The sequence below is a fragment of the Marinactinospora thermotolerans DSM 45154 genome (assembly GCF_900167435.1).
GTDB lineage: Bacteria > Actinomycetota > Actinomycetes > Streptosporangiales > Streptosporangiaceae > Marinactinospora > Marinactinospora thermotolerans.
This window is the reverse complement of record NZ_FUWS01000006.1, coordinates 40,140-63,437: the sequence shown is the minus strand read 5'-3', so window position 1 is coordinate 63,437 and position 23,298 is coordinate 40,140. Positions and strand designations below refer to the sequence as shown.

Annotated in this window: 21 protein-coding genes, 4 tRNA genes and 1 pseudogene; 18 read left to right on the top strand and 8 right to left on the bottom strand. The window is 72.7% G+C overall.

The features are described 5' to 3' along the window. Nucleotides 1–76: 76 nt before the first annotated feature. A complete protein-coding gene (locus B5D66_RS11900) occupies nt 77–1,393 on the bottom strand; it encodes an MFS transporter (RefSeq protein ID WP_078761774.1) in 1,317 nt (438 codons plus the stop codon). A gap of 183 nt (nt 1,394–1,576) precedes the next feature. Further along, nucleotides 1,577–1,921, bottom strand: a complete 345-nt coding sequence (locus B5D66_RS11895; protein ID WP_078761773.1) for a metallopeptidase family protein — start codon at nt 1,919–1,921, stop codon at nt 1,577–1,579. Nucleotides 1,922–2,012: 91 nt separating this feature from the next. On the opposite strand from B5D66_RS11895, the gene B5D66_RS11890 reads away from it, so the two are divergent. The 4 genes from B5D66_RS11890 to B5D66_RS11875 all read left to right on the top strand — a co-directional run bounded on the left by B5D66_RS11890 (nt 2,013) and on the right by B5D66_RS11875 (nt 4,074). Beyond that, complete coding sequence (locus tag B5D66_RS11890) at nt 2,013–3,623, top strand: metallophosphoesterase family protein (RefSeq protein ID WP_078761772.1); 1,611 nt, start codon at nt 2,013–2,015, stop codon at nt 3,621–3,623. 102 nt (nt 3,624–3,725) lie between these two features. Beyond that, nucleotides 3,726–3,798 (top strand) — tRNA-Glu (locus B5D66_RS11885). Between the two features lie 101 nt (nt 3,799–3,899). After that, nucleotides 3,900–3,974, top strand: a tRNA-Asp gene (locus B5D66_RS11880). A gap of 26 nt (nt 3,975–4,000) precedes the next feature. Continuing rightward, nucleotides 4,001–4,074, top strand: a tRNA-Phe gene (locus tag B5D66_RS11875). A gap of 74 nt (nt 4,075–4,148) precedes the next feature. Here the strand turns inward: B5D66_RS11875 and B5D66_RS26560 are convergent. From B5D66_RS26560 to B5D66_RS11860, 4 genes and pseudogenes are all read right to left on the bottom strand, one after another. Further along, a pseudogene (locus tag B5D66_RS26560) lies at nt 4,149–4,746 on the bottom strand (site-specific integrase). A gap of 313 nt (nt 4,747–5,059) precedes the next feature. Continuing rightward, nucleotides 5,060–5,437, bottom strand: a complete 378-nt coding sequence (locus tag B5D66_RS11865) for an RNA-binding S4 domain-containing protein (RefSeq protein ID WP_235000974.1) — start codon at nt 5,435–5,437, stop codon at nt 5,060–5,062. A gap of 189 nt (nt 5,438–5,626) precedes the next feature. Further along, complete coding sequence (locus B5D66_RS25730; RefSeq protein ID WP_200813623.1) at nt 5,627–5,791, bottom strand: glycine zipper domain-containing protein; 165 nt, start codon at nt 5,789–5,791, stop codon at nt 5,627–5,629. 87 nt (nt 5,792–5,878) lie between these two features. Beyond that, nucleotides 5,879–6,499 carry a hypothetical protein gene (locus B5D66_RS11860; RefSeq protein ID WP_078761771.1) on the bottom strand — a complete coding sequence of 207 codons (621 nt, stop codon included), beginning with the start codon at nt 6,497–6,499 and terminating at the stop codon, nt 5,879–5,881. A gap of 346 nt (nt 6,500–6,845) precedes the next feature. Here B5D66_RS11860 and B5D66_RS11855 point away from each other — a divergent pair. The 10 genes from B5D66_RS11855 to B5D66_RS11810 all read left to right on the top strand — a co-directional run bounded on the left by B5D66_RS11855 (nt 6,846) and on the right by B5D66_RS11810 (nt 16,682). Then, nucleotides 6,846–6,920 (top strand) — tRNA-Asp (locus tag B5D66_RS11855). 105 nt (nt 6,921–7,025) lie between these two features. Then, nucleotides 7,026–8,696, top strand: a complete 1,671-nt coding sequence (locus B5D66_RS11850) for an ATP-binding cassette domain-containing protein (RefSeq protein ID WP_078761770.1) — start codon at nt 7,026–7,028, stop codon at nt 8,694–8,696. Nucleotides 8,697–9,066: 370 nt separating this feature from the next. Next, on the top strand, nt 9,067–9,468 hold the full coding sequence (locus tag B5D66_RS11845) for a DUF3224 domain-containing protein (protein WP_078761769.1): 402 nt from the start codon (nt 9,067–9,069) through the stop codon (nt 9,466–9,468). Between the two features lie 109 nt (nt 9,469–9,577). Next, on the top strand, nt 9,578–10,303 hold the full coding sequence (locus B5D66_RS11840; RefSeq protein ID WP_078761768.1) for an rRNA methyltransferase: 726 nt from the start codon (nt 9,578–9,580) through the stop codon (nt 10,301–10,303). 140 nt (nt 10,304–10,443) lie between these two features. Next, nucleotides 10,444–11,328 carry a penicillin-binding transpeptidase domain-containing protein gene (locus tag B5D66_RS11835; protein WP_235000948.1) on the top strand — a complete coding sequence of 295 codons (885 nt, stop codon included), beginning with the start codon at nt 10,444–10,446 and terminating at the stop codon, nt 11,326–11,328. Nucleotides 11,329–11,987: 659 nt separating this feature from the next. Further along, on the top strand, nt 11,988–13,145 hold the full coding sequence (locus B5D66_RS26330; RefSeq protein ID WP_327308406.1) for a sensor histidine kinase: 1,158 nt from the start codon (nt 11,988–11,990) through the stop codon (nt 13,143–13,145). A 74-nt stretch (nt 13,146–13,219) separates the two neighbouring features. Further along, nucleotides 13,220–14,605, top strand: a complete 1,386-nt coding sequence (fes, locus tag B5D66_RS11825; RefSeq protein WP_078761767.1) for an enterochelin esterase — start codon at nt 13,220–13,222, stop codon at nt 14,603–14,605. Between the two features lie 4 nt (nt 14,606–14,609). Further along, the gene (locus tag B5D66_RS11820; protein ID WP_078761766.1) at nt 14,610–15,071 is read left to right on the top strand and encodes a MarR family winged helix-turn-helix transcriptional regulator; all 462 of its coding nucleotides are present in this window, start codon (nt 14,610–14,612) and stop codon (nt 15,069–15,071) included. A 151-nt stretch (nt 15,072–15,222) separates the two neighbouring features. Then, nucleotides 15,223–16,167: a DUF5996 family protein gene (locus tag B5D66_RS11815; RefSeq protein ID WP_078761765.1), complete on the top strand. Its 945-nt coding sequence runs from the start codon at nt 15,223–15,225 to the stop codon at nt 16,165–16,167. 209 nt (nt 16,168–16,376) lie between these two features. After that, nucleotides 16,377–16,682, top strand: a complete 306-nt coding sequence (locus B5D66_RS11810; protein ID WP_078761764.1) for a GNAT family N-acetyltransferase — start codon at nt 16,377–16,379, stop codon at nt 16,680–16,682. Between the two features lie 33 nt (nt 16,683–16,715). On the opposite strand, the gene B5D66_RS11805 is transcribed toward B5D66_RS11810, so the two are convergent. Beyond that, a complete protein-coding gene (locus B5D66_RS11805; RefSeq protein ID WP_078761763.1) occupies nt 16,716–17,051 on the bottom strand; it encodes a YnfA family protein in 336 nt (111 codons plus the stop codon). 168 nt (nt 17,052–17,219) lie between these two features. After that, nucleotides 17,220–17,459, bottom strand: a complete 240-nt coding sequence (locus B5D66_RS11800; protein WP_078761762.1) for a hypothetical protein — start codon at nt 17,457–17,459, stop codon at nt 17,220–17,222. Between the two features lie 569 nt (nt 17,460–18,028). On the opposite strand from B5D66_RS11800, the gene B5D66_RS11795 reads away from it, so the two are divergent. The 4 genes from B5D66_RS11795 to B5D66_RS11780 all read left to right on the top strand — a co-directional run bounded on the left by B5D66_RS11795 (nt 18,029) and on the right by B5D66_RS11780 (nt 23,296). Beyond that, complete coding sequence (locus tag B5D66_RS11795; protein ID WP_078761761.1) at nt 18,029–18,457, top strand: DUF488 domain-containing protein; 429 nt, start codon at nt 18,029–18,031, stop codon at nt 18,455–18,457. A 202-nt stretch (nt 18,458–18,659) separates the two neighbouring features. Further along, nucleotides 18,660–19,793 carry a glycosyltransferase family protein gene (locus B5D66_RS11790; protein ID WP_078761760.1) on the top strand — a complete coding sequence of 378 codons (1,134 nt, stop codon included), beginning with the start codon at nt 18,660–18,662 and terminating at the stop codon, nt 19,791–19,793. A 251-nt stretch (nt 19,794–20,044) separates the two neighbouring features. Next, nucleotides 20,045–20,941 (top strand): hypothetical protein, encoded by an 897-nt coding sequence (locus B5D66_RS11785; protein WP_078761759.1) that lies wholly within the window; start codon nt 20,045–20,047, stop codon nt 20,939–20,941. A 27-nt stretch (nt 20,942–20,968) separates the two neighbouring features. Next, entirely contained in the window at nt 20,969–23,296 is a 2,328-nt protein-coding gene (locus B5D66_RS11780) for a heavy metal translocating P-type ATPase (RefSeq protein ID WP_078761758.1), read from the top strand. The last annotated feature ends 2 nt before the right edge of the window (nt 23,297–23,298 follow it).

The following is a 23,298-nucleotide window of genomic DNA, read 5'->3' as shown; positions in this document are numbered from 1 at the left end:
ACGACCCGGACGGCTCCCGTGCCGGTTCTACGGCCGCCCGCGGCGCGCCCGGGCTTCTCCCACGTCTGACCCGGGCTCAGCCCGCCGTCTCGGTCCGGTTCATCAAGGTGATGGTCTCGCGGGCCAGGGGCGTCCACTGCGCGGACAGGAGGAACGCTCCCACCACTCCTGAGAGGCCGGCGAGCGCGACGGTGACGTGGGTCCCGACGAACTCCACGGCGAACCCGGCCACGATGATCCCCACCCCCTGGGCGACCTGAAGTCCCGCCGCGACCAGGCCGAACGCCAGACCCCGGCCGCCGGAGGGCACGCACAGCACGAAGGCCGCGTTGGCCACGAACTGGTAGGACCCCATGCTGCCGGAGAGGATCAGGAGCAACACCATCACCCACAACGGCGGGGACAGCAGCCAGGCCAGGAGCGGGAGCGAGGTCGCCACGGCCATGGGACCGAGCAGCCACATCCGCCGGTCCGGGCTGACCAGCCGGGTCAGCACGAAACCACCGACCACGGCGCCGATGGAGGGGCCCGCCATGAGCAGCCCGGCGGCGCTGGAACCACCTCCGGCCTCGGCGGCCAGCGGGTTGGCCAGCCCGTAGGGGACCATGTAGAAGCCGGCCAGCCAGCCGAACAGGGCCAGGGTGCGCAGCCGCGGATCGCTGAAGACGAGCCTGCCGCCGTCGCGGGTGAGCTCCCACAGGCCCGGCCGGGTGCTGTCCGTCCCGGCCGGCGCGGGGCGTGCCCGGACCCCCAGCCGGATGATCACGGCGGAGAGCAGGAACGTGAGCCCGTTGGCCATGATCGCCAGATGGGGGTCGACGACGGCCGCGATGGCACCGCCGGCGACCAGACCGGTCAGCGTCCCGACCTGCGCGGTGATGTTGATGATGGCGGATCCGGCGACGTAACGCTCCCCGGGAACGATCTCCGTCATCAGCGCGGCGCGCGCGGCACCGAAGGTGACCAGGGGCAGCACCGAACAGAACATGAGGATCCACAGGCACCACAGGGGCAGGCCCGGGATGCCGACGGAGGCGGCGAAGAGCCCGCGCGCGATGTCGCTGACGATCATGACCCGGCGACGCGGGAACAGGTCGGCCAGACCCGAGAGCAGGGGGCCGCCGATGAACTGGGGCAGGAAGGTCAGCGACATCGTGAAGCCGGCCGCGATCGCCGACGATGTCTGCTGGTAGACCAGCACCGTCACCAGCGAGGTGAGCAGGAAGTTGCCGACCATGGACAGCGCATGCCCCAGCCAGAGCGCCTGGAATTCCCGGGTGCGCATCACCTGGCGGTAACTGGTACGCCAGTCGGTATCGCCGCCGGCGGTGGAGGGCGGGGAAGCCGCAGCGCCGTTGCCGGAGCGAAGGGTGTCGGAGCTGCGGTTTCGCATTCGCGGATTGCCCACCGGCGACTCCTCGATCGTTCGCACTGGCGTCACTCTCGGTTGTTGCTTGGTAACATACGGTCCAGGATGATGGGTATGTTGCGCAACCCGTTCGGCGTAATTCGTGCTTGATTCGTTGCCGGGGCGGCGTGTCGTGCCCCTTTTCGAGTGATCCGTCCCTGGGCTTCCTCAGCCCCAGCCCAGCTCGTGCAGGCGCGCGTCGTCGATCCCGAAGTGGTGCGCGATCTCGTGGACGACGGTGATCCTCACCTCCTCCACCACCTCCTCCGGCGTCTCGCATATCGCGCAGATCTCCCGCCAGTAGATGAGGATCCGGTCGGGCAGGACCCCCGCGTAGCCCTCCCCTCGTTCGGTCAGGGGGATCCCCTCGTACAACCCCAGCAGGCCGGGTTCCGGCGGATCCTCCTCGATGGTGATGACGACGTTGTCCATGAGACGCGTCAGTTCCGGGGGGATGGTGTCGAGGGCGTCGGCCACGAGTTCCTCGAAGCGGGTAAGGGAAAGTTCGACCACGTCTCGTATTGTGCGCGGCCCCGCGGGGAACGGCCACAACGGAAGCGGCCGCGGGGCCGCGTCTCGACCGGATGCGGGAGGAGCCCGAGGGATGATCGGCAGGGTGTCGTCGTGGTCGGGTCTCCTCTCGGTCGTCCCCCGCAGGACGGAGCTGGCCGGACGGGTGCGCAGGTGGCGGGGCTGGCGGGTGGCGGTGGTGCTCGCCGCCGCGTTGCTCGGCGGCTGGCTGGGGCTCGCGCTGGGCGGCCACGTCACCACGCCGGTGGGCCCCGCCGACGTGCGGCTGAGCGTGAGCCCGTCCTGGCACGGCGAGACCGTCGTCGACGTCGCGCCGCTGGGCAGGCTCGAATTCGACACGCACGCCGCCCCCCTGCGCTTCGAGGCCGCCATCTCCGAGATCCGGCTCGCGGCGGCGCAGGAGCTCTTCGAGAACCCCGAGGCCATTCCCCAGGTCGCGGCGAGCATCGGCGCCGACCTCGAGCAGGGCGTGATCCGGTTGTTCGTGCGTGCCGGGCTGGCGGCGCTCATCGGCGCGACGCTGGCCGCGCTCGTGCTCTTCCGCGACCTGCGCAGGGCCGGCTGGAGCGCGCTGACCGCCCTGCTGACCCTAGCCGCGACGGGCGGCGCCACCTACGCCACCTTCAACCCCGGCGCCATCTCGGAGCCGCGCTACACCGGCCTGCTCGCCGGCGCGCCGCAGGTGGTCGGCAGCGCCGAGGACGTCATCAACCACTTCTCCGAGTACAGCGAGCAGCTGGCGGGTCTCGTCGGCAACGTCTCACGGCTGTACGAGGTGACGGCGGCCCTGCCGGTCTACGAGAACGAGGACGACGGGTCGACCATCCGGGTCCTGCACGTCTCCGACATCCACCTCAACCCGGCGGCCTGGGACGTCATCCGGTCGTTGAAGGAGCAGTTCCAGGTCGACCTCATCATCGACTCGGGAGACCTCACCGACCGGGGGAGCGCCGCCGAGGACGTGTTCGCCGACGAGATCGCCGGACTGGAGGTCCCCTACGTGTGGATCCGCGGCAACCACGACTCCATGGGCACCCAGCGTGCCGTGGAGAGCCAGGAGAACGCGATCGTGCTCGACGACGAGGTGCGCGAGGTGGCGGGGCTGCGTCTCTACGGCGTGGGGGATCCCAGGTTCACCCCCGACAAGACCCGCGACAACCCCGACGAGGGGGAGATCGCCGCCCTCGGCCTGGAACAGATGGAGGCGACGGTCGCCGGCGCCGACCCGCCCGTGGACGTCGCGGTCATCCACGACCCGGCCCAGGCGCGCGCCTTCACCGGGCAGGTGCCGCTCGTCCTGTCCGGGCACGGACATCGGCGCTGGACGGAGCTGGAGGCGACCGGCACCCGTTACTTCGTGCAGGGGTCGACTGGCGGGGCCGGGCTGCGCAGCCTGGACCGCGGGAACGGGGAGCCGACCCCCTACCAGGCGTCGGTCCTGTACTTCGACGCCGAGACCAGACGCCTACAGGCGTGGGACGACGTCACCTTGGGCGGGCTGGGGTTGACGTCCGCCCAGATCGAGCGGCACCTCGAAGCCGACCCGGACCGTCCGCTGGAACCGCCGGCGACCCCGCCGGTCACGCCCTCACCCTCGCCCTCCCCCTCGCTCGGCGGCTCCCCGGCGACCTCCTCGCCGGACGAACCGGCCCGGCCGCGAACACCGTCCCCCTCACCCGTCTAGGGGCACGGCGGGAATCACTTTGGCACTCTCCTCTGATCTCCCCTATGCTTGTGCCATCCCCGACGGCAGCGAAGAGGGTATGGCGACTCGTTCGTCGTCGAGGCCCCCATCGTCTAGTGGCCTAGGACGCCGCCCTTTCAAGGCGGTAACGCGGGTTCGAATCCCGTTGGGGGTACTGGCTCCGGCCGAAGTACTGCCGAAGGTCTGGCAGAATGGAGAACGGAGCAAGCGGAACACCGGATCCCGGAACGATCGGGACAGGTGGGAGGCAAGCAAGGTCCTGTGGAGCAGTTTGGAGTGCTCGCCACCCTGTCAAGGTGGAGGCCGCGGGTTCAAATCCCGTCAGGACCGCCCAGCACGCCGCAAGGTGTGATCGGGGCCAGGTAGCTCAGTTGGTACGAGCGTCCGCCTGAAAAGCGGAAGGTCGGCGGTTCGACCCCGCCCCTGGCCACCCAGCACGATCAGTGAAGAAGCCCGGAGCCATGACGGTCCGGGCTTTTTTGATGGCGGTTGACGGTAGCGGTGTCAGCCGGCTGCTTCCCTGGGCTTTCCCGGCGTTCTCCGTCTGTCGTCCAGGGACGTGTGCGCGTAGATCGTCATCGTTACGCCGGTGCCGTTGTGTCCGGCGGTCTCCCGGACCACCTGGGGCGGTACTTCGAGGTTCAATAGCAGCGTCACGCAGGTGTGCCGGAGGTTGTGGCGGGCGGGCTCCGTCGAGGCAGGCCTTGTGGTGCAGCGGCTCCCAGCTCCGGCGCAGGTTGTCCGGCTCCAGCGGCGTCCTCCGCCGAGAGGGGAAGACGAGCCCGTTCTCATCCCAGCCCGGCGCGGCGTCGGACCGCTCGGCGGACTGGCGCTTGCGGTGCTCCCGAAGTGCCTTCACGCAGAGGTCGGGCAGCGGGACGGTGTGGGAGGAGTCGCCGGTCTTCGGCGGCACCGGGCGCAACGCCCCGCCGGCGAGCTGAAGCGTGTGGGCGGCCTCCAGGCGCCCGGCGTCGAGGTCGACGTCCTGCCAGCGCAGCCCCAGCAGTTCCCCGCGCCGCAGGCCGAGGCAGAGCGCGAGGACGTACAGCGCGTGAAAGCGATCGCCCGCGTCGCAGGAGGCCGCCGACGGCTCCGGCCCCACGACGCGGTGATCCGCCCGGGGAAAGGCGCGGTCTCCCGGTCTCACCGCGCCGGTCGGTCGTCGCCGCCCGACCCGTCGGCGCGCCGGCTCCCGAAGGGACGGGTGAGCCCGTCCCGCCGGCCGGGGGGACAACGCCGGTGTCCGGTGACAGGCCCGGGTTCGCCCCGCCTTCCGGACGCCCGTGGGATCGCCCCTCCTCCACCCGTCCAGGGGGCGGGAACGGATCGGGCGCCCTTCCCGCCGTGGCCCGCGTCGCGAAGGACGGCCCCGTGGCAGACCTCGTGGCGAGCGGGCCGGTGTGGCACCGCCGGTTTCAGAACCCCTCGGAGCGGAGCCGGTCGAGTTGGCGGCGATCCCGCTTGGTGGGACGCCCGGCCCCACGGTCGCGACGGGCCACCGGGATCATGGCCTCGGGCGGCCGCGCGGGGGTGTTGTCGACGTAACAGCGCACGGCGACGGGCGCGCCGACGCGCTTCTCGATGACGTGGGTGACCTCGACGATCCGGGTCGTGCCGTGCAGGTGGGCGCGGACCACGTCACCGGCGCGCACCGGGGTGGCGGGCTTGGCGGGCCGATCGTTGACGCGGACGTGGCCGCCCCGACAGGCCTGGGCCGCGTCCGCGCGGGTCTTGGTGAGGCGTACGGCCCACAGCCAGCGGTCGAGCCGGCCCGCGGGCGGTCCCGGGGGCAGGGGCGGGGCCGGCGTGGATGCGGCGGGCGCGGCCGGCGGCGAGGGGACCTCTTCCGGAGCGTTCACGGCGCTGTTCCTCTTCGACGGTGTGGCCTGGCGGTTCGCGGTGGGCGCGAGCCCTCGTTCCGCACTGTAGTGGCCGCCGCGCCGGATGTCGTCCGGGCCCGTCACCGCGGGAGGGGCCTTGGATCAGTCCCGCTCCTCCTTCTTGGAGTCGGTGAACGCGCCGAACGCGACGCCCAGGGACATGCCGATCGCGATGCCCAGGGCGAGGTTGTCCATGAGACTGCCGATGGAGACACCGAAGGCCACGCCGATGCACAACCCCAAGGCGATCCCGTTGCGCTTCTCCATCAGCGTCCCTCCGTCGCGTGGTTCATCACCCCTGGGACGTCCGCCACGGCCGTCCCGATCCGTGACGCCTCTCACGCGGAGGCGGGGTTAAGACGCCATGGGCGGGCGGTCGTGGAACTCCTCGCGCAGCAGGACGACGGGATCCTCGTGGGTGGAGCGCAGCAGTGCGAGACAGGCACACCCCTCCAGGGCGCCGCGCGCCGCGCACGTGCACAGGCCGAGGACCAGCAGCGAGCGCGCGACACCGCGCAGCCCCGCGTCGGTGGCCTGCCGGGAAAGCCGCCGCGCGGTGCCGAACTCGCGCCGCGCCAACGTGGTGACGACGCGCCTGCCGCGCGGGGTCAGCCGGCGGGTCCCCGAACCGTCGGCCGCCTGGAGGGTGAAGGCGACAGGATCCGCCGGGGGCCGCTGGCCGCCCGACGCCATCCGCAGGCAGCCGTGGGCGGCGGAGGCGAGGGTGGCGCAACCGGCGTCGGGCCAGAAGAGGGAGAACGACTCCCACTCCACGCAGTGGCCGGGGGCGAGCCCGCGCAACCACCCCTCCCACAGCACGGTGATCTCGGCGACGAGGCCGTGGCCGGGGTGACCGGCCGGGAGCAGGGCGGGCGGGCGCGGACCGCGGTGCCGGGACCGACCCCAGATCGCGCGGGCCGCGCGTTCGGCGCGGGCGCGCATCTTCTCCTCGGTGTGGTGCCTGCACGGGGCCACGGCGACCCTGTTCCGGCACGGGTGTCCCTTGCGGGTCTGCCCGCCGCACAACTGCGCCATAGGCACGACAGTGCGTCGCGGCGGTCGCGGTGACAATCGGCCCGGGGGTGACACGGGCCGGGCCGCGCGGGCTCCCCCGTCTCACCTCGGCGAAGTCGTCGCAGGTCAGGGCGTTGTCCGGCGTGGTCTCGGCCGCCGCTTCGGCGGGAGCCGGAACCGGCCAGGAAGCGTGGGGCGCGCGGAGCGGGACGCCGGCCCGGGGTATCCGCCCGGCCTGTCCCGCCGGAGTGGTCCAAGCGCCTCTCCGGAGCGGGTAGGATTCTGCTGTACCGCTGAGGCGGAACGAGGTCCTGTGGAGCAGTTTGGAGTGCTCGCCACCCTGTCAAGGTGGAGGCCGCGGGTTCAAATCCCGTCAGGACCGCATCGAACATCGGAGCCCGAGGTCGTCTGACCTCGGGCTCCGTCCGTTTTCCCGCCGACGAAAACCGATTGCCGGGCCGAGGGGCTCGGTGAAAGGGTCGTCCCCATGGGGCACATCGACGTGGCCGGAGTGGGCTTTCACCTTCCCGATGGACGGGTCCTGCTGGACGAGGTGTCGTTTCGGGTGGGGGAGGGGATGAAGGCCGTCCTGGTCGGGGCGAACGGCAGTGGCAAGACCACCCTGCTGCGGATCGTCGCCGGTGACCTCCAGCCGTCCGCGGGCAGCCTGTCGCGCAGCGGCGGCCTGGGCGTCATGCGCCAGTTCATCGGCTCGCAGGCGGGGGCCGACGGTGACGCCGACGGTGTCTCGGCCCCCTTGGGATCCACCGCGACGGTCCGCGACCTGCTGGTGTCGGTGTCCCCGCCGACGCTGCGCCGGGTGGCCCGCGAGTTGCGCGAGGCCGAGGCCGAGGTGGCCGCCCGCGCCGACGAGGACGTCCAGATGCGCTACGCCCAGGCGCTCGCCGACTGGGCCGACGTCGGCGGCTACGACGCCGAGGTGCTGTGGGACGTGTGCACGGTCGCCGCGCTGGGCGTCCCGTTCGACCGGGCCGGGCACAGGGAGCTGGCCACCCTGTCCGGAGGCGAGCAGAAACGGCTGGTGCTCGAGGCGCTGCTCCGCGGCCCCGACGAGGTTCTGCTGCTGGACGAGCCGGACAACTACCTGGACGTGCCGGGGAAACGCTGGCTGGAGGAGCGGCTGCGCACGACGCCGAAGACCGTGCTGTTCGTCAGCCACGACCGGGAACTGCTCGCCCGCACCGCGACGCACATCATCACCCTGGAGGGCGGGATGGGCGTGGGCAACTCCACCTGGGTGCACGGCGGCGGCTACGAGGGATACCACCAGGCGCGCGCCGACCGCCACGCCCGCTTCGCCGAGCAGCGCCGCCGCTGGGACGAGCGGCACGCGCGGTTGAAGGAGCTCGTCCGCGAGCTCTGGCAGAAGGCCGCCGTCAACGACGGCATGGCCAGCCGCTACCAGGCCGCGATGACCCGGCTGCGCCGGTTCGAGGAGGCCGGGCCGCCCCCGGAACCGCCGCGCGAGCGTTCGATCCGGATGCGGCTGCGCGGTGGACGCACCGGGGTCCGCGCGCTCACCTGCGTCGACCTGGAACTCACCGGACTGATGCGGCCGTTCTCGACGGAGGTGTTCTACGGGGAGCGCGTGGCGGTCCTGGGCTCCAACGGCTCGGGCAAGTCCCACTTCCTGCGCCTGCTCGCCGGGGACGGCCGGGTCGCGCACACCGGTGAGGCGCGCCTGGGGGCGCGGGTGAACCCCGGCCACTTCGCCCAGACCCACCACCACCCCGAGTGGGTGGGGCGGACCCCGGCCGCCATTCTCGCGGCGGACCACGCGCTGCCCCTGGAGGAGGCGGCGCCGCTGTTGCAGCGCTACGAGCTGGTCCACCAGCGCGACCAGCGCTTCGAGACCCTGTCGGGGGGCCAGCAGGCCCGGTTCCAGATCCTGCTGCTGGAGGTGTCGGGGGCGACGATGCTGCTGCTGGACGAGCCCACCGACAACCTCGACGTCGAGTCCGCCGAGGCGCTGGAGGCCGCGCTGGAGGAGTACGAGGGCACCGTGCTCGCGGTGACGCACGACCGGTGGTTCGCGCGCTCCTTCGACCGGTTCCTGGTGTTCGGCGCGGACGGAACGGTCTACGAGGCGCCCGAGCCGGTGTGGGACGAGGCGCGGGTCCGCCGGGCCAGGCCCTGAGGTGGCCGAGGGGCCGCGCCCGCCGGCCACGGGAGGGCGCGCGGGGGGACGTCCGATGAGCGCCCCGGGAGCGGCTTCGCCGGGGAGGGGAGGGTCCGCCCGGTTTCGGAGGGCTCGGCCCGAACACGCGATTATGCGCGAGGGTTAGCACGGAACGCCCGGAGACAGCACCCTAAGGGCATGTGAGGGAGGACTCCGCGCGCCGTGCCCGCCGCGCCGGAGCCCGTGCCGCGCGGGTCCGGAGGGGAGCCGGGCCGGCGCCACCAGGCGATCCAGGACGCCGTTCCGTGTGCGAACCGGTTTCAGGGCGGGCGCGCGTGGGAAGTGGCCGCCGCACCGCGGCGGCCGACCGCGGTGAAAGGAGACGGGCATGGGAACCACGGCTACGGGGACGTTCCGCACCGACGGCCTGGAGGAACAACCGTTCTACGGCGGTCGGGGCGCGCGCCTCTCCCGCACCCGCCTGGTCCGGACGTTTCACGGTGAGATCGTGGGCACCAGCGAGGCGAACCTGATCATGACGTCCGCGGGCCGGGAGGCCCCCGCGCACAGCGGCCTGGAACGGTTCCAGGGGGCGGTGAACGGGCGGACGGGGACCTTCGTCCTCCAGCACGCGATGATCGGCCCGTTCGGGGAGCAGCCCAGGACCGAGCTGAGGATCGTCCCCGACACGGGGACGGGGGAGCTGGTCGGGATCCGCGGCAGCGCCTTCATCAACGGGGACGACACCGGCGGGGAGCTGACGTTCGTCCTCGACTACGAGCTCGACTGAGCGGGCGGGACGGCCTCGGGCGGTTCGTCTCCTAGGGTCATAGGGGACGCGGCCTCCCGTCGAGGAGCCGGGACGGCGCGCCCGGCCGCGACGGACGACGGGGGACGGGATGGCTTATCGACACGTGACCGAACGCGCCGACTTCACCGATCTGGCGAGTGGACAGGTGCTGCGTTCGGCGCCGGGGTTCCCCGGTTTTCCGGTGCGGCTGGCATCCGAGCTCCTGCAACGCGCGCTCGCCCATCTGCCGCAGCGGCCCGTGTCGCTGTGGGACCCCTGCTGCGGCAGCGGCTACCTCGCCACGGTCCTGGGCCTGTCGCATCGAGACCGGCTCTCCCACGTCCGGGTCGGCGACGTCGATTCCGACGCGGTGGCGCTCGCGGCGCGCAACCTGGAGCTGTTGACCGTCGAGGGCCTGGCCGCCCGCGAACGCGAGCTGCGCGCGCACGCCGAGGAGTACGGTCGCCCCTCCTTCCTGGAGCGGGCCCGCGCGGCGGCCCGGCTCGCCGATGGGCTCGTCGCGCTCGGCGGGGACCTGCCGCACGCGGTGGAGGTCGCCGACGTCTTCGCGCCGCGCCGGCCACGGCCGGCGGTGGACGTCGTGGTGACCGACGTCCCCTACGGCGACCTCACGCACTGGGCGGGTGACCGCCCCGCGGGGGAGCCCGTCACCGGGCTGCTGCGAACGCTGGCGGGTGTCCTGGAGGATCACGCGGTCCTCGTGGTGACGGCGCGTACCCGCAAGATCGCCCTGCCCGAGGGGGTGCGCCCGCTGGAGCGGGTGCGCGTCGGCAACCGCGCCGCCGTGGTCGTGCGGGCCGCGCGGCTGCGCTGAGGGAGGGGGGGCGAGGCCGGCGCCGGGGCCGGATCCACGGTCACGGCACGGGAAAGATTGCCGGATCCGCGCGTACTACGCGAAAGCATATGGTGACATCCTCGATACTGGCAGCGACATCGCTCATGGGGAGGGCATCCGTGTCGCGCACGTCGAGCACCGTCGTCGGAGTCCGTGTCGTCGCGCTCCTGGCGGGAGCCACGCTCACCGTGACGGGCGGATGCGCTCCCCCTGGAGAGGCCGGTGGCGACTCGGCCGCGCGGGTGTGGCCGGGGATGATGCCCGAGACCGCGCCCTCGCCGCGGACCGTGGTCCGCGACGACCTGGAGAAGGTCTTCGAGGAGGCGGACACGGACGGCGCGTTCGTGCTCTACGACGTCGAGCGCAACCTCACCACCGTCGTGGGACGGGAACGCGCCGCGCACCGCCATCCCCCGGCGGAGACCTTCGAGATCGCGGCCACCTTGATCGCGTTGGAGACCGACACCGTCCCCAGCGTGGACGAGACCGTCCGGCACGACGGCAACGCCGACTGGGAACGTGACGCGAGCCTGCGCGAGGCCGTCGTATCCTCCGACGCCGGGGTCCACCGCGAGGTGGCCCGCAGGGTGGGGCCGGACCGGATGCGGACCTGGGTGGACCGCCTGGGGTACGGGAACCGCGAGACCGGGGAGTCCGGCAGGCCGTTCTGGTTGGACGGGACGTTGGAGATCTCCCCGCGCGAGCAGGCCGACTTCCTCGCCGACCTCGCGCGGGGAAGGCTGCCGACCTCCGAGGCCCACCAACGGGACGTGCGCGAGCTGTTGTTCCTGGAGCACGGTCCCGGCTACGTGCTGTACGGCAAGTCGGGGTTGGCCGGACGGTTCAACCCGGGCGCCGGATGGTGGGTGGGCTGGGTCCGCCGGGAGGACGGGGTGTTCTCCTTCGCCCTCGCCATGGACGTCGTCACCGACAAGCACGTCGAACAGCGGGTTCCGCTGGGGCGGGAGTTCCTCGAACGCCTCAACGTGGTGCCCGTTCCCTGAGCCGGGACCCGGGCGGGCCGTCCGGGGATCCGCGCCGCCCGAACGGTCCGGGCAGGCCCGTCCGCCGACGTGGCGGAAGGTCCGGACGGCGGCGCCGATCGTCGCGGGCACCTCGCCGTCGGTCCGGGGACGGACCGGTGGAGCGCGTCGACCTGGAGGGTGCCGAACCGGTGGTGGAGCCATGCGGGGCATGACCTGCCGGACGGTGCCTACGCGCTGGACCAACGGGACCGGGAACGGTTGCGCGCGGTCGCGGACGCCGGAGCGGACTGCCTGCGCGACCAGCAGGGTCTGGTCGTGGAGGTCTCGACGCGCTGGAGGAGCCCACGGCGGGCGGGCGCGCGGCCCTGGACGAGCTCAACCGCCTCATCGCCGCGTGCACGCGACCGCTCGACCTGGACGTCCGATACCGGATCGACGGCGCCACCGGGCGCGGAAGCGTGCTGCCCGACGCCCAACCCGATGACGCCCGTGCCCCCTGGCAACCGATGGACCTGCCGGGAGCGCCGGAGCCGGTCCCGTCCACGGCGCCGGGGCGGCCCGAGCCGTCGCCGCCCGGAGCGGGCAACGACGCGCCGGCGGAGGAGGGGGGTACACCCTCCTCGCCCGCCCCGGGGGCGGAGGTGCCGGGGGCGGTCCCCGCGCAGGAGGAGCCGCGGGTGTCCCCGACGGCCGGCCTCGCCCAACCGCGTCCCCCATCCAGCGCCGCCCCCGCCCCCGCGGAGGAGGCGGCGCCGGCGCCGTTCCAGCTCGACCCGAGGGCGGCGGCCTGCGTCGACTCCGCCCGGCGGGAACAACTCGACCCCTACGTCGCCCCGGCGGCACTGCTCTTCATCGACGATCCGGAGCAGGAGACGACCGCCGGCCTGATGATCTCGCGGGAGGGGATCGCGCGGATCTCATGGGTGGTCCTGCTCGTCCTCGTGCTGACCGTCGCGGTGAGCGTCACCCTTTCGGCGCGGCTGGTCCGCCCGGTCCGCGCGCTCACCGACGCCGTGCAGCGCATGCGGGCGGGGGACGGCTCGGCCCGGGTCGAGGTCGCCGACTCCGGTGAGATCGGCCGGCTCGCGGTCGCCTTCAACGAGATGTCGGAGCACCTACAGCGGCTGGAGGAGCAGCGCAAGGCGATGGTCAGCGATGTCTCCCATGAGCTGCGCACCCCGTTGAGCAATCTCCGCGGCTGGCTGGAGGCCGTCCAGGACGGGGTCGCCGACCCCGAACCCGAGCGGATGGCGATGCTGGTGGAGGAGACGCTGCTGCTCCAGCGGATCATCGACGACCTCCAGGAGCTGGCCCTGGCCGACGCCGGCCGGCTGCGGCTGTCCCTGGGGCTGGTGGACGCGGGAGAGCTCGTCGAACAGAGCGTCGCCAGTCACCGGTTGCACGCCGAGACAGCGGGGGTGGAGCTGTCCGCGCGGCTCTCGGGGGACCTCACCCTGGTGGCCGACCGGGGGCGCCTGCTCCAGGCGGTCGGCAACCTGGTGGGCAACGCGCTGCGGCACACGCCCGCGGGTGGACGTGTCACGGTGACGGCGCGCGGCGCGGGGGAGGCGGTCGTCATCGAGGTGGCGGACACCGGGGAGGGGATCGCGCCGGAGCACCTGCCGCACGTCTTCGACCGTTTCTGGCGGGCGGAGAAGTCACGCAACCGCCGTACCGGTGGGAGCGGCCTGGGGCTGGCGATCGTCCGCAACCTCGCGGAGCTCCATGGCGGGACCGCCGAGGTCGCCGCCGAACCGGGGAGGGGGGCGGTGTTCACCCTCCGCCTGCCGCGGGGCCGGGTCCCGAGCGGGGACGGGGAGAGTGGACAGGGGTGATCACCCCGCCGTCCTCGGTGGTCGACATGGTTCACATATTGAAAATTTAGTTAGGTGTGCCTATCCTCATTTGAATGCCGCGAGAAGTGGACACCTTCCTCACGACCGTGCCGCCTGGGAAAGGCCGCGCGCTCCGCCCCGACCGGACCACCGGTCCCGCCGTCGAAGCCCTCATCGCCGCGGTCGCCGAGGGCCGCGCCGACCTGCCGGGCTTCTGGCGGACCGTCGAGGAACGGGGCACCCCCCTCGTGGAACGGATCGACGCCACCGACCAGTGCGCGGTCACCTTCCTGTGGCGCGGGGGGAACGAACTGGCCGACGTCATCCTCTTCGCCGACAAGGCCGCCGACGCCGACTCCTACGAGTGCAACCGCATGGAGCGGATCCCGGGAACCGACGTCTGGCACCTCACCTACCGGATGCGCGCGGACTGGCGCTCCTCCTACGCGATCGCCCCGGTTCCCGCCGACCCCTCGGCGGCGTCGCCCGGGCCGTTGGAGGAGATGGCGGCGATCCGCCGGAGGCGGTCACTGGCCCGCGCCGAGCCCGCCGACCGGCCCGCCATCGCCCGCTGGTTCGACGCCATGGCCCACGCCGTCCCCGACCCTCGCGCGCGCGAACGGCTCGACGCCTCCTGGTCGGTGGTGTCACTGCCCGACGCCCCGCCCGAACTGTGGCGCGACGCCGGCGCCGGCGCGCCGGGAACGGTCGAGGAGCACTCCTTCACCAGCGCGATCCTGGGCAACACGCGCACCGTGTGGATCCACGAACCCGCGCGGCGCCCCGCGGACGGCGGCCCCTGGCCGGTGCTGGTCCTGCTCGACGGCGAACAGTGGGCCGGGATCCCGGTGTTCCCCCTGCTCGACGCGCTCATCGAACGCGGGGACATCCCGCCGATGGTGTCCATCCTGGTCTCGGCGGTGGACTTCCCGACCAGGACGCGGGAGCTCGCCTGCCACGACCCGTTCGTCGCCTTCCTCGACGAGGAGCTGCTGCCGTGGGCGTCGGAAGGCAGGAGGCTCACCAGCGACCCCGAGCACACGATCATCGCGGGTCAGAGCCTGGGCGGCCTCACCGCCCTCTACGCCGCGCACACCGCTGCGCACCGCTTCGGCCGGGCCATCTCGCAGTCGGGCTCGTTCTGGTGGCCCGCCCCCGTGGGTGCCGACGGTGAGACCGAGCGGCTCACCCGCCTGCTCGCACAGGCCGACCGTCTCCCCGGGCGCGTCCACCTCAGCGTCGGCGTCCACGAGTGGCGGCTCCTGGAGCCGACCCGGCGGCTGCGTGACACGCTGGCGCAGCGGGGGGCGGCTTTCGACTACGTCGAGTACAACGGGGGACACGACCGCGCCTGCTGGCGGGCCGGGCTGCCCGACGGCATCGTCGCGCTCACCGGGGGCGGCGCGCGCTCCAGGACGGTCCCGGCCGGGGACGGAGCAGCGCGGACCCGCCATGCTTGAGCCCATGGACACCACACCCGGGTCCGCGGAGCGGTCCGAGCCCTCCCCGCTCGGCCGCACCGCGGGTGAGGCCATCCTGCGCGTCGCCCAACGGCTGACCGACGTGCTCGCGGAGCTGGCCGCCGAGCACGGGCTGACCCCGCTCCAGGCGCGGGCCCTGCGCGCGTTGCGGGACCGCCCCTCCCAGGGACGGCTCGCGCGGGCCTTGCGCTGCACCCCGTCGCGGGTCTCCCTGATCACGGGGGAACTGGAGGAGCGCGGACTGGTCACCCGGGTGCCCTCCCGCAGCGACCGGAGGGTGCGCGTCGCCCGCCTCACCCCCGAGGGGGAACAGGTGGTCGAGGCGATCGGCGCGCGCCTGGCCCGCGAGTCACCGCTCACCCACGCCCTGGGACACGAGGAGCTTCGACTGCTGATCGCGTTGCTGAACCGGCTCGACGACGCCGACGATCCGGCGCACCCCTGAGGTGTCCCCGCCTCCGGCCGTCCACAGCCTGTGGACGGCCGGTCGCCTTCCGCCGTCGACACCCCGCACCGGTTGCTGTGCCGCGCCGTTCCACGTGCCTAAGGTGACCACGGAGCGTCACCGACGCGCCACAGCCGCCGAGGAGGATGCCATGGAACCGTTTCCCCCGCTCCCGTTGCAGGACTGGGAGGACACCAAGCAGACGGTGCACCGGTTCCTCCAGATCGTCGGCAAGATCCGGCTGTCCTCGGGGATCCGCCGCAACCACTGGTGGCATGTCCCGTTCCACCTCACCGGGCGGGGGATCACCACCCGGCCGATGGGCGCGATCGACGGCAACCCCGTCTTCACCATCGACTTCGACTTCGTCGGACACCGTCTCGTGGCCGGTACCGAGGAGGGGCGGCAGGCGTCCTTCGCGCTTCCCGGTCACTCCGTCGCCTCGTTCTACCGCGAGGTCGTCTCGGTCCTGGACTCCCTGGGGGTGCACGTCCGCATCGCGGTGCCGCGTCCGTTCGACCTGCCCGACTCGGGACGGCCGTTCGAGGAGGACACCGAGCACGCCGCCTATGATCCGGCCGCGGTCAACCGATACTGGCGGGTGCTCGGCCGGGTCAACCTCCTCTTGGAGGAGTTCGCGTCCCGTTTCTCCGGCAAGACCAGCCCGGTCCACCACTTCTGGCACACCTTCGACATCGCGGTGACCCGGTTCTCCGAACGCCGGGTCGACCAGCCGCCCCAGGCCGACCCCGTCACCCGCGAGGCCTACTCGCGGGAGGTGGTCAGTTTCGGATTCTGGTTCGGCGACCAGAGCGTCCCCGAGCCCGCCTTCTACTCCTACACCTCGCCCGAACCCGTGGGACTCGAACGGCAGCCGCTCCAGCCCGCCACCGCCGAGTGGATCGAGAGCCGCGGCGCCCACCTGGCGCTGCTGCGCTACGCCGACGCCCGCCAGACCCCCGACCCGCGCCGCACCGTCCTGGACTTCTACGAGAGCGCCTACCAGGCGGGTGTCGCGCTGACGGGATGGGACCGCACCGCGCTGTCCTGTCCCGGAGGCATCACCGATCCGGTGCTCCGCCATCTGCCACGCTGATCCCGCCGCGCCCGATCCGCGGGTCACTCCCGGGCTCCGTCCGCCCGGGCCGGCCCCGTCGCGTGGGGCGCCGAAACGACGTCTCCGACGCCGCGGTCCCGGGACGGTCGGCCACCGGGAAACGACGGGCGCGGGCGGGGCGGCCTTCGGCCGTTCGCCGGCGCGGGATAGCGTGGGGCGACCTGACATGGCGATGAAGGGAGGGGCGCATGGACATCGAGGTGGCCGAGGCGCCCGAGGCGAACCGGTACGAGGCCCGGGAGGGCGACGCGGTCGCCGGGTTCGCGGAGTACCAACTGGCGGGCAACCTGATCGTCTTCACCCACACCGAGGTGGACCCTTCATATGAGGGCAAGGGGGTGGGCGGACGGCTGGTCCGCGGGGCGCTCGACGACGTTCGGACCAAGGGGCTCTCGGTGCTGCCGCTATGCCCGTTCGTCAAGGGCTGGATCCAGCGCCACCCCGACTACGCCGACCTCGTCTACCAGTCCCGTTCCACCGAGGCGTCCGACTGACGGGGCCGGTGCCCGGCACAAGGGCCACGGCGGTCATCCGCCACGTGGCCCGTACATGATCACGGCGACACCGACCAGGCATATCAGCGCGCCGGTCACGTCGTAACGGTCGGGTCGGAAACCGTCCATGAGCATCGCCCACAACAGTGACCCCGCGACGAACACACCGCCATAGGCGGCGAGCACCCGTCCGAAGTCGGCGTCGGGCTGGAGGGTGGCGACGAACCCGTAGACGCCCAGGGCGATGACCCCGGCCCCCATCCACAGCAGTCCACGGTGCTCGCGCACCCCCTGCCAGACCAGCCAGGCCCCGCCGATCTCGGCGAGGGCGGCCAGGGCGAACAGCACGATCGATTTGAGAACGGTCACGAGGAGGGAGCCTAGGACCTCCCGCGTACCGTGCGCGTTCCGGGATCGTCGGCCGCAGGACGCCCAGGTGCCCGGCGGGGATGAACCGTGCCGCGCACCCGGGCGCTTCAGACCGGGGTCCCGGCCACCGAGCGGGGAGGCGGCCGGGAGATCACCGTTACCGGCCGACTAGTCGGTTCCGGCGAAGGCCGCCTCGGCGCTGGCCTCCTCCTGGGCCTGCTCACGGTCGACGAGGAGGAACTTCTGGTCGCCGTCGGCGTAGCCGACGAGCAGCTCCTTGGCCTTGGCGGCGGAGTATTCGGCCTCTCCGGCGCCGGCGAAGGTGCCCGCGGAGGCGGAGCCGGCGAAGCCGAAGGCGGCGGGCAGGATGATGACGGCACCGATGAGAATACGCTTCATGTTGCTCATGATTTCCTTACGCATTCGTTTTTGAGGGATGTGGTGCTGTTCCGCGCTGAAGCGCGGTCATTCTCTTCGTGGTCCTGCGTGTGCGTGGGCCCTGCACGCATGGTGATATGACCAGCGCCCGGACCAGCCAATCCATGTCCGTCATGTGATCCAGATCACCGCAGAATGAACCCCGTCAAACCGCGACGAAACAACGATTCGCCTGTCATTGGTTTTTCTGAAAAACCGACAAAATGCGGTTATGGAAAACGTGTGGCGACGGTATATACGGGGGGGCCGTTGTGGTGATTCCAGTCGCGTGGATAATTGTTCGAATCTATTTCATATTCTACTCGCGGAAGATGGATGATCACGCTCGGTGATATATGTTTCGGAGAGTAATCGAGCCTTCGTTGGAAGCGGCCGTGGCCCGCCGCCCGACCGTGAGAACGCGCGCTCGACGGAGGGGCGCCCCGGGGTACGGCGTTGTCTCCCGGGGCGGTGCCGGTCGCGACCGTTCCCCGTGGCCGTCGCGGCCGGCGAGCGTCATCCACCGGGTTCGGGCGGCCCGGCCCGGGTAGCCCCGGCGTATGGGGGAACAGCACATCGACATCGTGGTGCGCAGGGTCCACGACCACCTCCGTGACGAGGCGGGGTCCCCGGGGAAGGTCTTCCTCGTCGACCGGCTGTGGCCGCGCGGTGTCGCCAAGGCGCGGTTGCGTATCGACGGGTGGCCCAAGGAGGTCGCGCCAAGCGGCGAACTGCGGAAGGGCTTCGGCCACGACCCGCGGCGTTGGCCCGACTTCCGCGCGCGGTATCGGGCGGAGCTGGAGGGGGCGCGGGAAGAGGTCCGTCCGTTGCTGGAGGCGGCGAGGAGCGGGCCGGTGACGTTGCTGTACGGGGCGAAGGACGTCGAGCACAACAACGCCCTCGTCCTGCGCGACTATCTGCGCGATCTCCTCTCCGAGGAGAAGAAGGCCGGTGCGCGGTCCGACGCCGGCCGACCGGAACACGGGTGAGGGTGCCGCGGCGGTGTGCGGCGGGCGAAGTCGGCCCAGGTGGGTGGGGACGTGGCGGTGCCCCCTTGGGAGGTGGGGGCCATAATCCCGCCTTGGAGCTGCCTTAACTTTGCGTTATATGAAAGTGACGGAGAGTGTTCACCGTCCGTGATTGGCTCATCCCGTGATGTGACGCATCCCGGGAGCCGACGAGGAGGAGAACATGCCCCACCCATCCGCCCCGGCCCCGTCCCGTCGCCTGCGCGTCGCCCTCTACGCCGATGACAGCCGCCACCTCGGCCCGGCCTGCCGCTCCAAGGCCATCGCCGACGCGCTCGCGACGATGACGCCGGCGCCCGAGACCCTGGTCTTCGCCCGCGCCGCGGAGACGGCCGCGCTGCACTACCCGCCCGGGTGCGAGCTCCGGCGCCTTGGAGCCGGCCCGGGGCGGGCGGCGCGCGAGCTCGCCGCGGCGCTGCGGGCCTTCGCGCCCGACGTGCTCATCGTCGATCGCCGGCCCGACGGGGCCGAAGGCGAGCTCGCCGCGGCTCTCGACGTGCTGCGCAGATCCGGGCGGACCAAGATCGTCCTGGGACTGCTCGACGTCATGGAGGATCCGGCGCGGGCGGCCGTCGAATGGGCCCGCGTCCGCGGCTGCACGGCACTGCGGCGCTGGTACGACGCGGTGTGGGTGTACGGGGACCGGGGGGTCGCCGACCCGGTGGTCGGGCTGGGGCTGCCCCCGGACCTGCGTCCCCTCGTGTCCTCGGTCGGTTACCTGGGCCGTTCCGGCGCGCTCCCGCCCGGCCCTCCGGTGACCCCGGCGGACTCCTATGTCCTGGGGCTGTTGAGCGGGGCCGGGGACGCCGAGCAGGCGCGCGCGTTCGCCGCCATGCCGCTGCCGTCGGGGGTGCGCGGCCTTCTGGTGACCGGGAGCAGGCTGCCCGCTGCGGCCCGGTCGGAGATCCACCGCCTCGCCGCGGGCCGGGAGGACATGACGGTCCTGGGATTCGTCTCCGATCCCGGTCCCTGGTTGGACGGCGCAGCGGCGGTGGTCACCACGGGCGGGTACGGCGCCGTCTGTGAGGCCCTGGGGCGGCGGTCGCCACTGCTCGTCCTGCCCCGGTCGAGGGTCGAGGAGGAGCGGGTGCGCGCTCTTCGGCTGGCCGAGGCCGGTGCGGCCGACGCGCTCAGGCCCGGAACGGCCACCGCGGGGCGTCTGGGGGCCTGGGGCGCCGGGGTGGTGCGGGGCGGCGGGCCCGTCCCGGAGGCGGTCGACGTGGGGGGCCTGTCGCGGATCGCGCATCTGGTCTGCGACATCGCGGGCGCGCGGGACAGGGCGCCGGCCCGGGCCTGAGCGGGGGGCGGACCGGCGGGATCGGGCGGGGCCGTTCGGGCCCCGACCCCTTCTTGCATACCCTGGGGGGGTATGGTAGTCCTGAGGGTGAACGAGGAAACGGGCGGCGGCCGGAGACGGCCGGGCCCGTGGTGACCTTCGGGAGGAACCATGTCCACCGCCGTCCGCAGCGACGTGGGCGCGCGCCCCGCCGCATGCGCCGTCCCTTCCCCCGGCACGCCGGCCGTGAGCCGCGGGCCGGAGGTGGGGTGATGAACACCCCGGCGAAACTCGCGGTCTACGGACTGGGGCTCGCGGTGGTGTTCGCCACCGCCATGGGCGCCGGATCCCTGGCGGCCCCCTATGTCCCGACCGCCGTCGAGGAGGCCGCCCACAGTACGGACGGGCACGCGCCGGCCGCCCCACCACCGGGAGGACTGGAGATCTCCCACGAGGGGTACACGCTCGACCTGGACACGTTCTCGGGGACACCGGGGGAGGAGGAACCCCTCTCCTTCCGGATCCTGGGCCCTGAGGGGCGCCCCGTCACCGCGTTCGACGAGTCCCACGACGCCCGGATGCACCTCATCGTCGTCGGCCGCGACATGGCCGGCTACCGCCATCTGCATCCCGAGATGGACCCGGACGGCACCTGGAGCGTCCCCTACGAGCCGAGCGAGCCCGGCCCCCACCGGGTGATCACCGACTTCGTCCCCGGCGAGGACGGCGCCGGACACACCCTCGGAGCCGATCTCGCGGTTCCCGGCGACTACGCGCCCCAACCACTGCCCGCGCCCTCCTCGACGGCACGGGTGGACGGCTACACCGTCGAACTGCGCGGAGACCCCTCCCCAGGAGGCGACGGCGCGCTCACCTTCACCGTCACCCGGGACGGCGCCGCGGTCGACGACCTCCAACCCCACCTCGGAGCCCACGGCCACCTGGTGGCGCTACGCGCCGGCGACCTCGCCTACCTGCACGCCCACCCCGAGGAGCGGGACGGCGAGACGGGACCGGACATCGCCTTTCGAGCCGGTTTCCCCTCCGCGGGCGACTACCGGCTCTTCCTCGACTTCAAGCACGCCGGCAAGGTGCACACAGCGGAGTTCACCATCCGCGTCGACGCATCCGCCGACGGCCACGACGACAGCGCGGACCCCGGCCACTGACCCGGGTCCGCCCCTCCGGGAGCGGGAATGGACAGCAGCGACAACACGACACGAACACCCGGCGGCCAGATCGAGCTGACGATCGGCGGCATGACCTGCGCCTCCTGCGCCGCGCGCGTCGAGAAGCGGCTCAACCGGCTCGACGGCGTGACCGCGACGGTCAACTACGCCACCGAGAAGGCGCGGGTGACCTTCGATCCCGGCGTCACCACCGACGATCTGATCGCCCAGGTCGAGAAGGCGGGCTACACCGCGGCCCTCCCCGAGCCGCCGGCCGCGTCCCAGGACGCCCCCGCCACCGAGGACGGCGATCCCACCCGGCCGCTGCGTGACCGGCTCCTCGTCAGCGTCCTGCTGTCGATCCCGGTCATCGCGATGGCCATGGTCCCGGCGTTGCAGTTCACCTACTGGCAGTGGGCGTCCCTGGCCCTCGCCGCGCCGGTCGTCGTCTGGGGGGCGCTGCCCTTCCACGTCGCCGCCTGGAAGAACCTCCGGCTCGGCGCGGCCACCATGGACACCCTCGTCTCCCTCGGCACGATCGCCGCGTTCGCGTGGTCGCTGTACGCGCTGTTCCTCGGCAGCGCCGGTGAACCCGGCATGACCCACCCGTTCGAGCTGACGATCGCCCGCACCGACGGTTCCGCCGACATCTACCTGGAGGTCGCGGCGGGCGTCACCACCTTCATCCTCGCCGGCCGCTACTTCGAGGCCCGCTCCAAGCGCCGGGCCGGCGCCGCCCTGCGCGCCCTGCTCGAACTCGGGGCCAAGGACGTCGCCGTCCTGCGCGACGGCCGCGAGCAGCGCGTCCCAGTCGACTCCCTCGTCGAGGGCGACCGTTTCGTGGTCCGCCCGGGTGAGAAGATCGCCACCGACGGCGTGGTCGAGGAGGGGTCCTCCGCCGTCGACATGAGCATGCTCACCGGCGAGTCGGTGCCGGTCGAGGTGGGCCCCGGAGCCGGCGTCGTCGGCGCCACCGTCAACGCCGGGGGCCGGTTGGTCGTGCGGGCCACCCGGGTCGGCGCCGACACCCGCCTCGCGCAGATGGCCCGCCTGGTCGAGGACGCGCAGAACGGCAAGGCCGAGGTCCAGCGGCTCGCCGACAAGGTCTCCGGGGTGTTCGTCCCCATCGTGATCGCGCTGGCCGTCGCCACGCTCGGCTTCTGGCTGGGCACCGGGGCCCCGGCCGCCGCGGCGTTCACCGCGGCCGTCGCCGTGCTGATCATCGCCTGCCCGTGCGCGCTGGGCCTGGCCACCCCCACCGCGCTGCTCGTCGGCACCGGGCGGGGCGCCCAGATGGGCATCCTCATCAAGGGGCCCGAGGTCCTGGAGACCACGCGCGGGATCGACACGATCGTGCTGGACAAGACCGGGACGGTCACCACCGGCCGTATGACGCTGCTCGACGTCACCGTCGCCGAGGGGGAGGACGCCGACGAGGTGCTGCGCCTGGCCGGCGCGCTGGAGGACGCCTCCGAGCACCCCATCGCCCAGGCCATCGCCGCGGGCGCGCTGGCCCGGACCGGCCGGCTCGCGCGGGTCGAGGAGTTCGGCAACGTCGAGGGCCTGGGCGTGCGCGGAGTCGTCGAGGGCCGCACGGTGGTCGTCGGCCGGCCCGCCCTGCTCGCCGAGCGGTCCTGGCCCCTGCCGCGCGAGCTCGAAGAGGCGCGTGCGGCGGCCGAGGAGCAGGGCCGCACCGTGGTCGCCGTCGGCTGGGACGGCAGGGCCCGGGCCGTCCTCGTCGTCGCCGACGCGCTCAAGCCCACCAGCGCGCGGGCGGTCCGGCGGCTGCGCGAGCTCGGTCTCACCCCGATCCTGCTCACCGGCGACAACACCGCCGTGGCGCGGTCGGTCGCCGAACGGGTCGGGATCGACGAGGTCGTCGCCGAGGTCCTGCCGAGCGACAAGGTGGACGTCGTCAAACGCCTCCAAGCCGAGGGGCGGACCGTCGCGATGGTCGGTGACGGGGTCAACGACGCCGCGGCACTGGCCCAGGCGGATCTCGGCCTGGCCATGGGGACCGGCACCGATGTCGCGATCGAGGCGAGCGACCTGACCCTGGTCCGCGGCGACCTGCGCGCGGCCGTGGACGCGATCCGGCTGTCCCGCCGCACCCTCGCCACGATCAAGGGCAACCTGTTCTGGGCGTTCGCCTACAACGTCGCCGCGCTCCCGCTCGCGGCGGCCGGACTGCTCAACCCGATGATCGCGGGGGCGGCCATGGCGTTCTCCAGCTTCTTCGTCGTCGCCAACAGCCTGCGGCTACGCCGGTTCGCGCCGCTGGAGGACGACAGCGACGGGAGCGCACCGACCGGTGGGTCCCCCGACCCCGAGCCGGTCACCTCCGCCTCCTCCTGAGG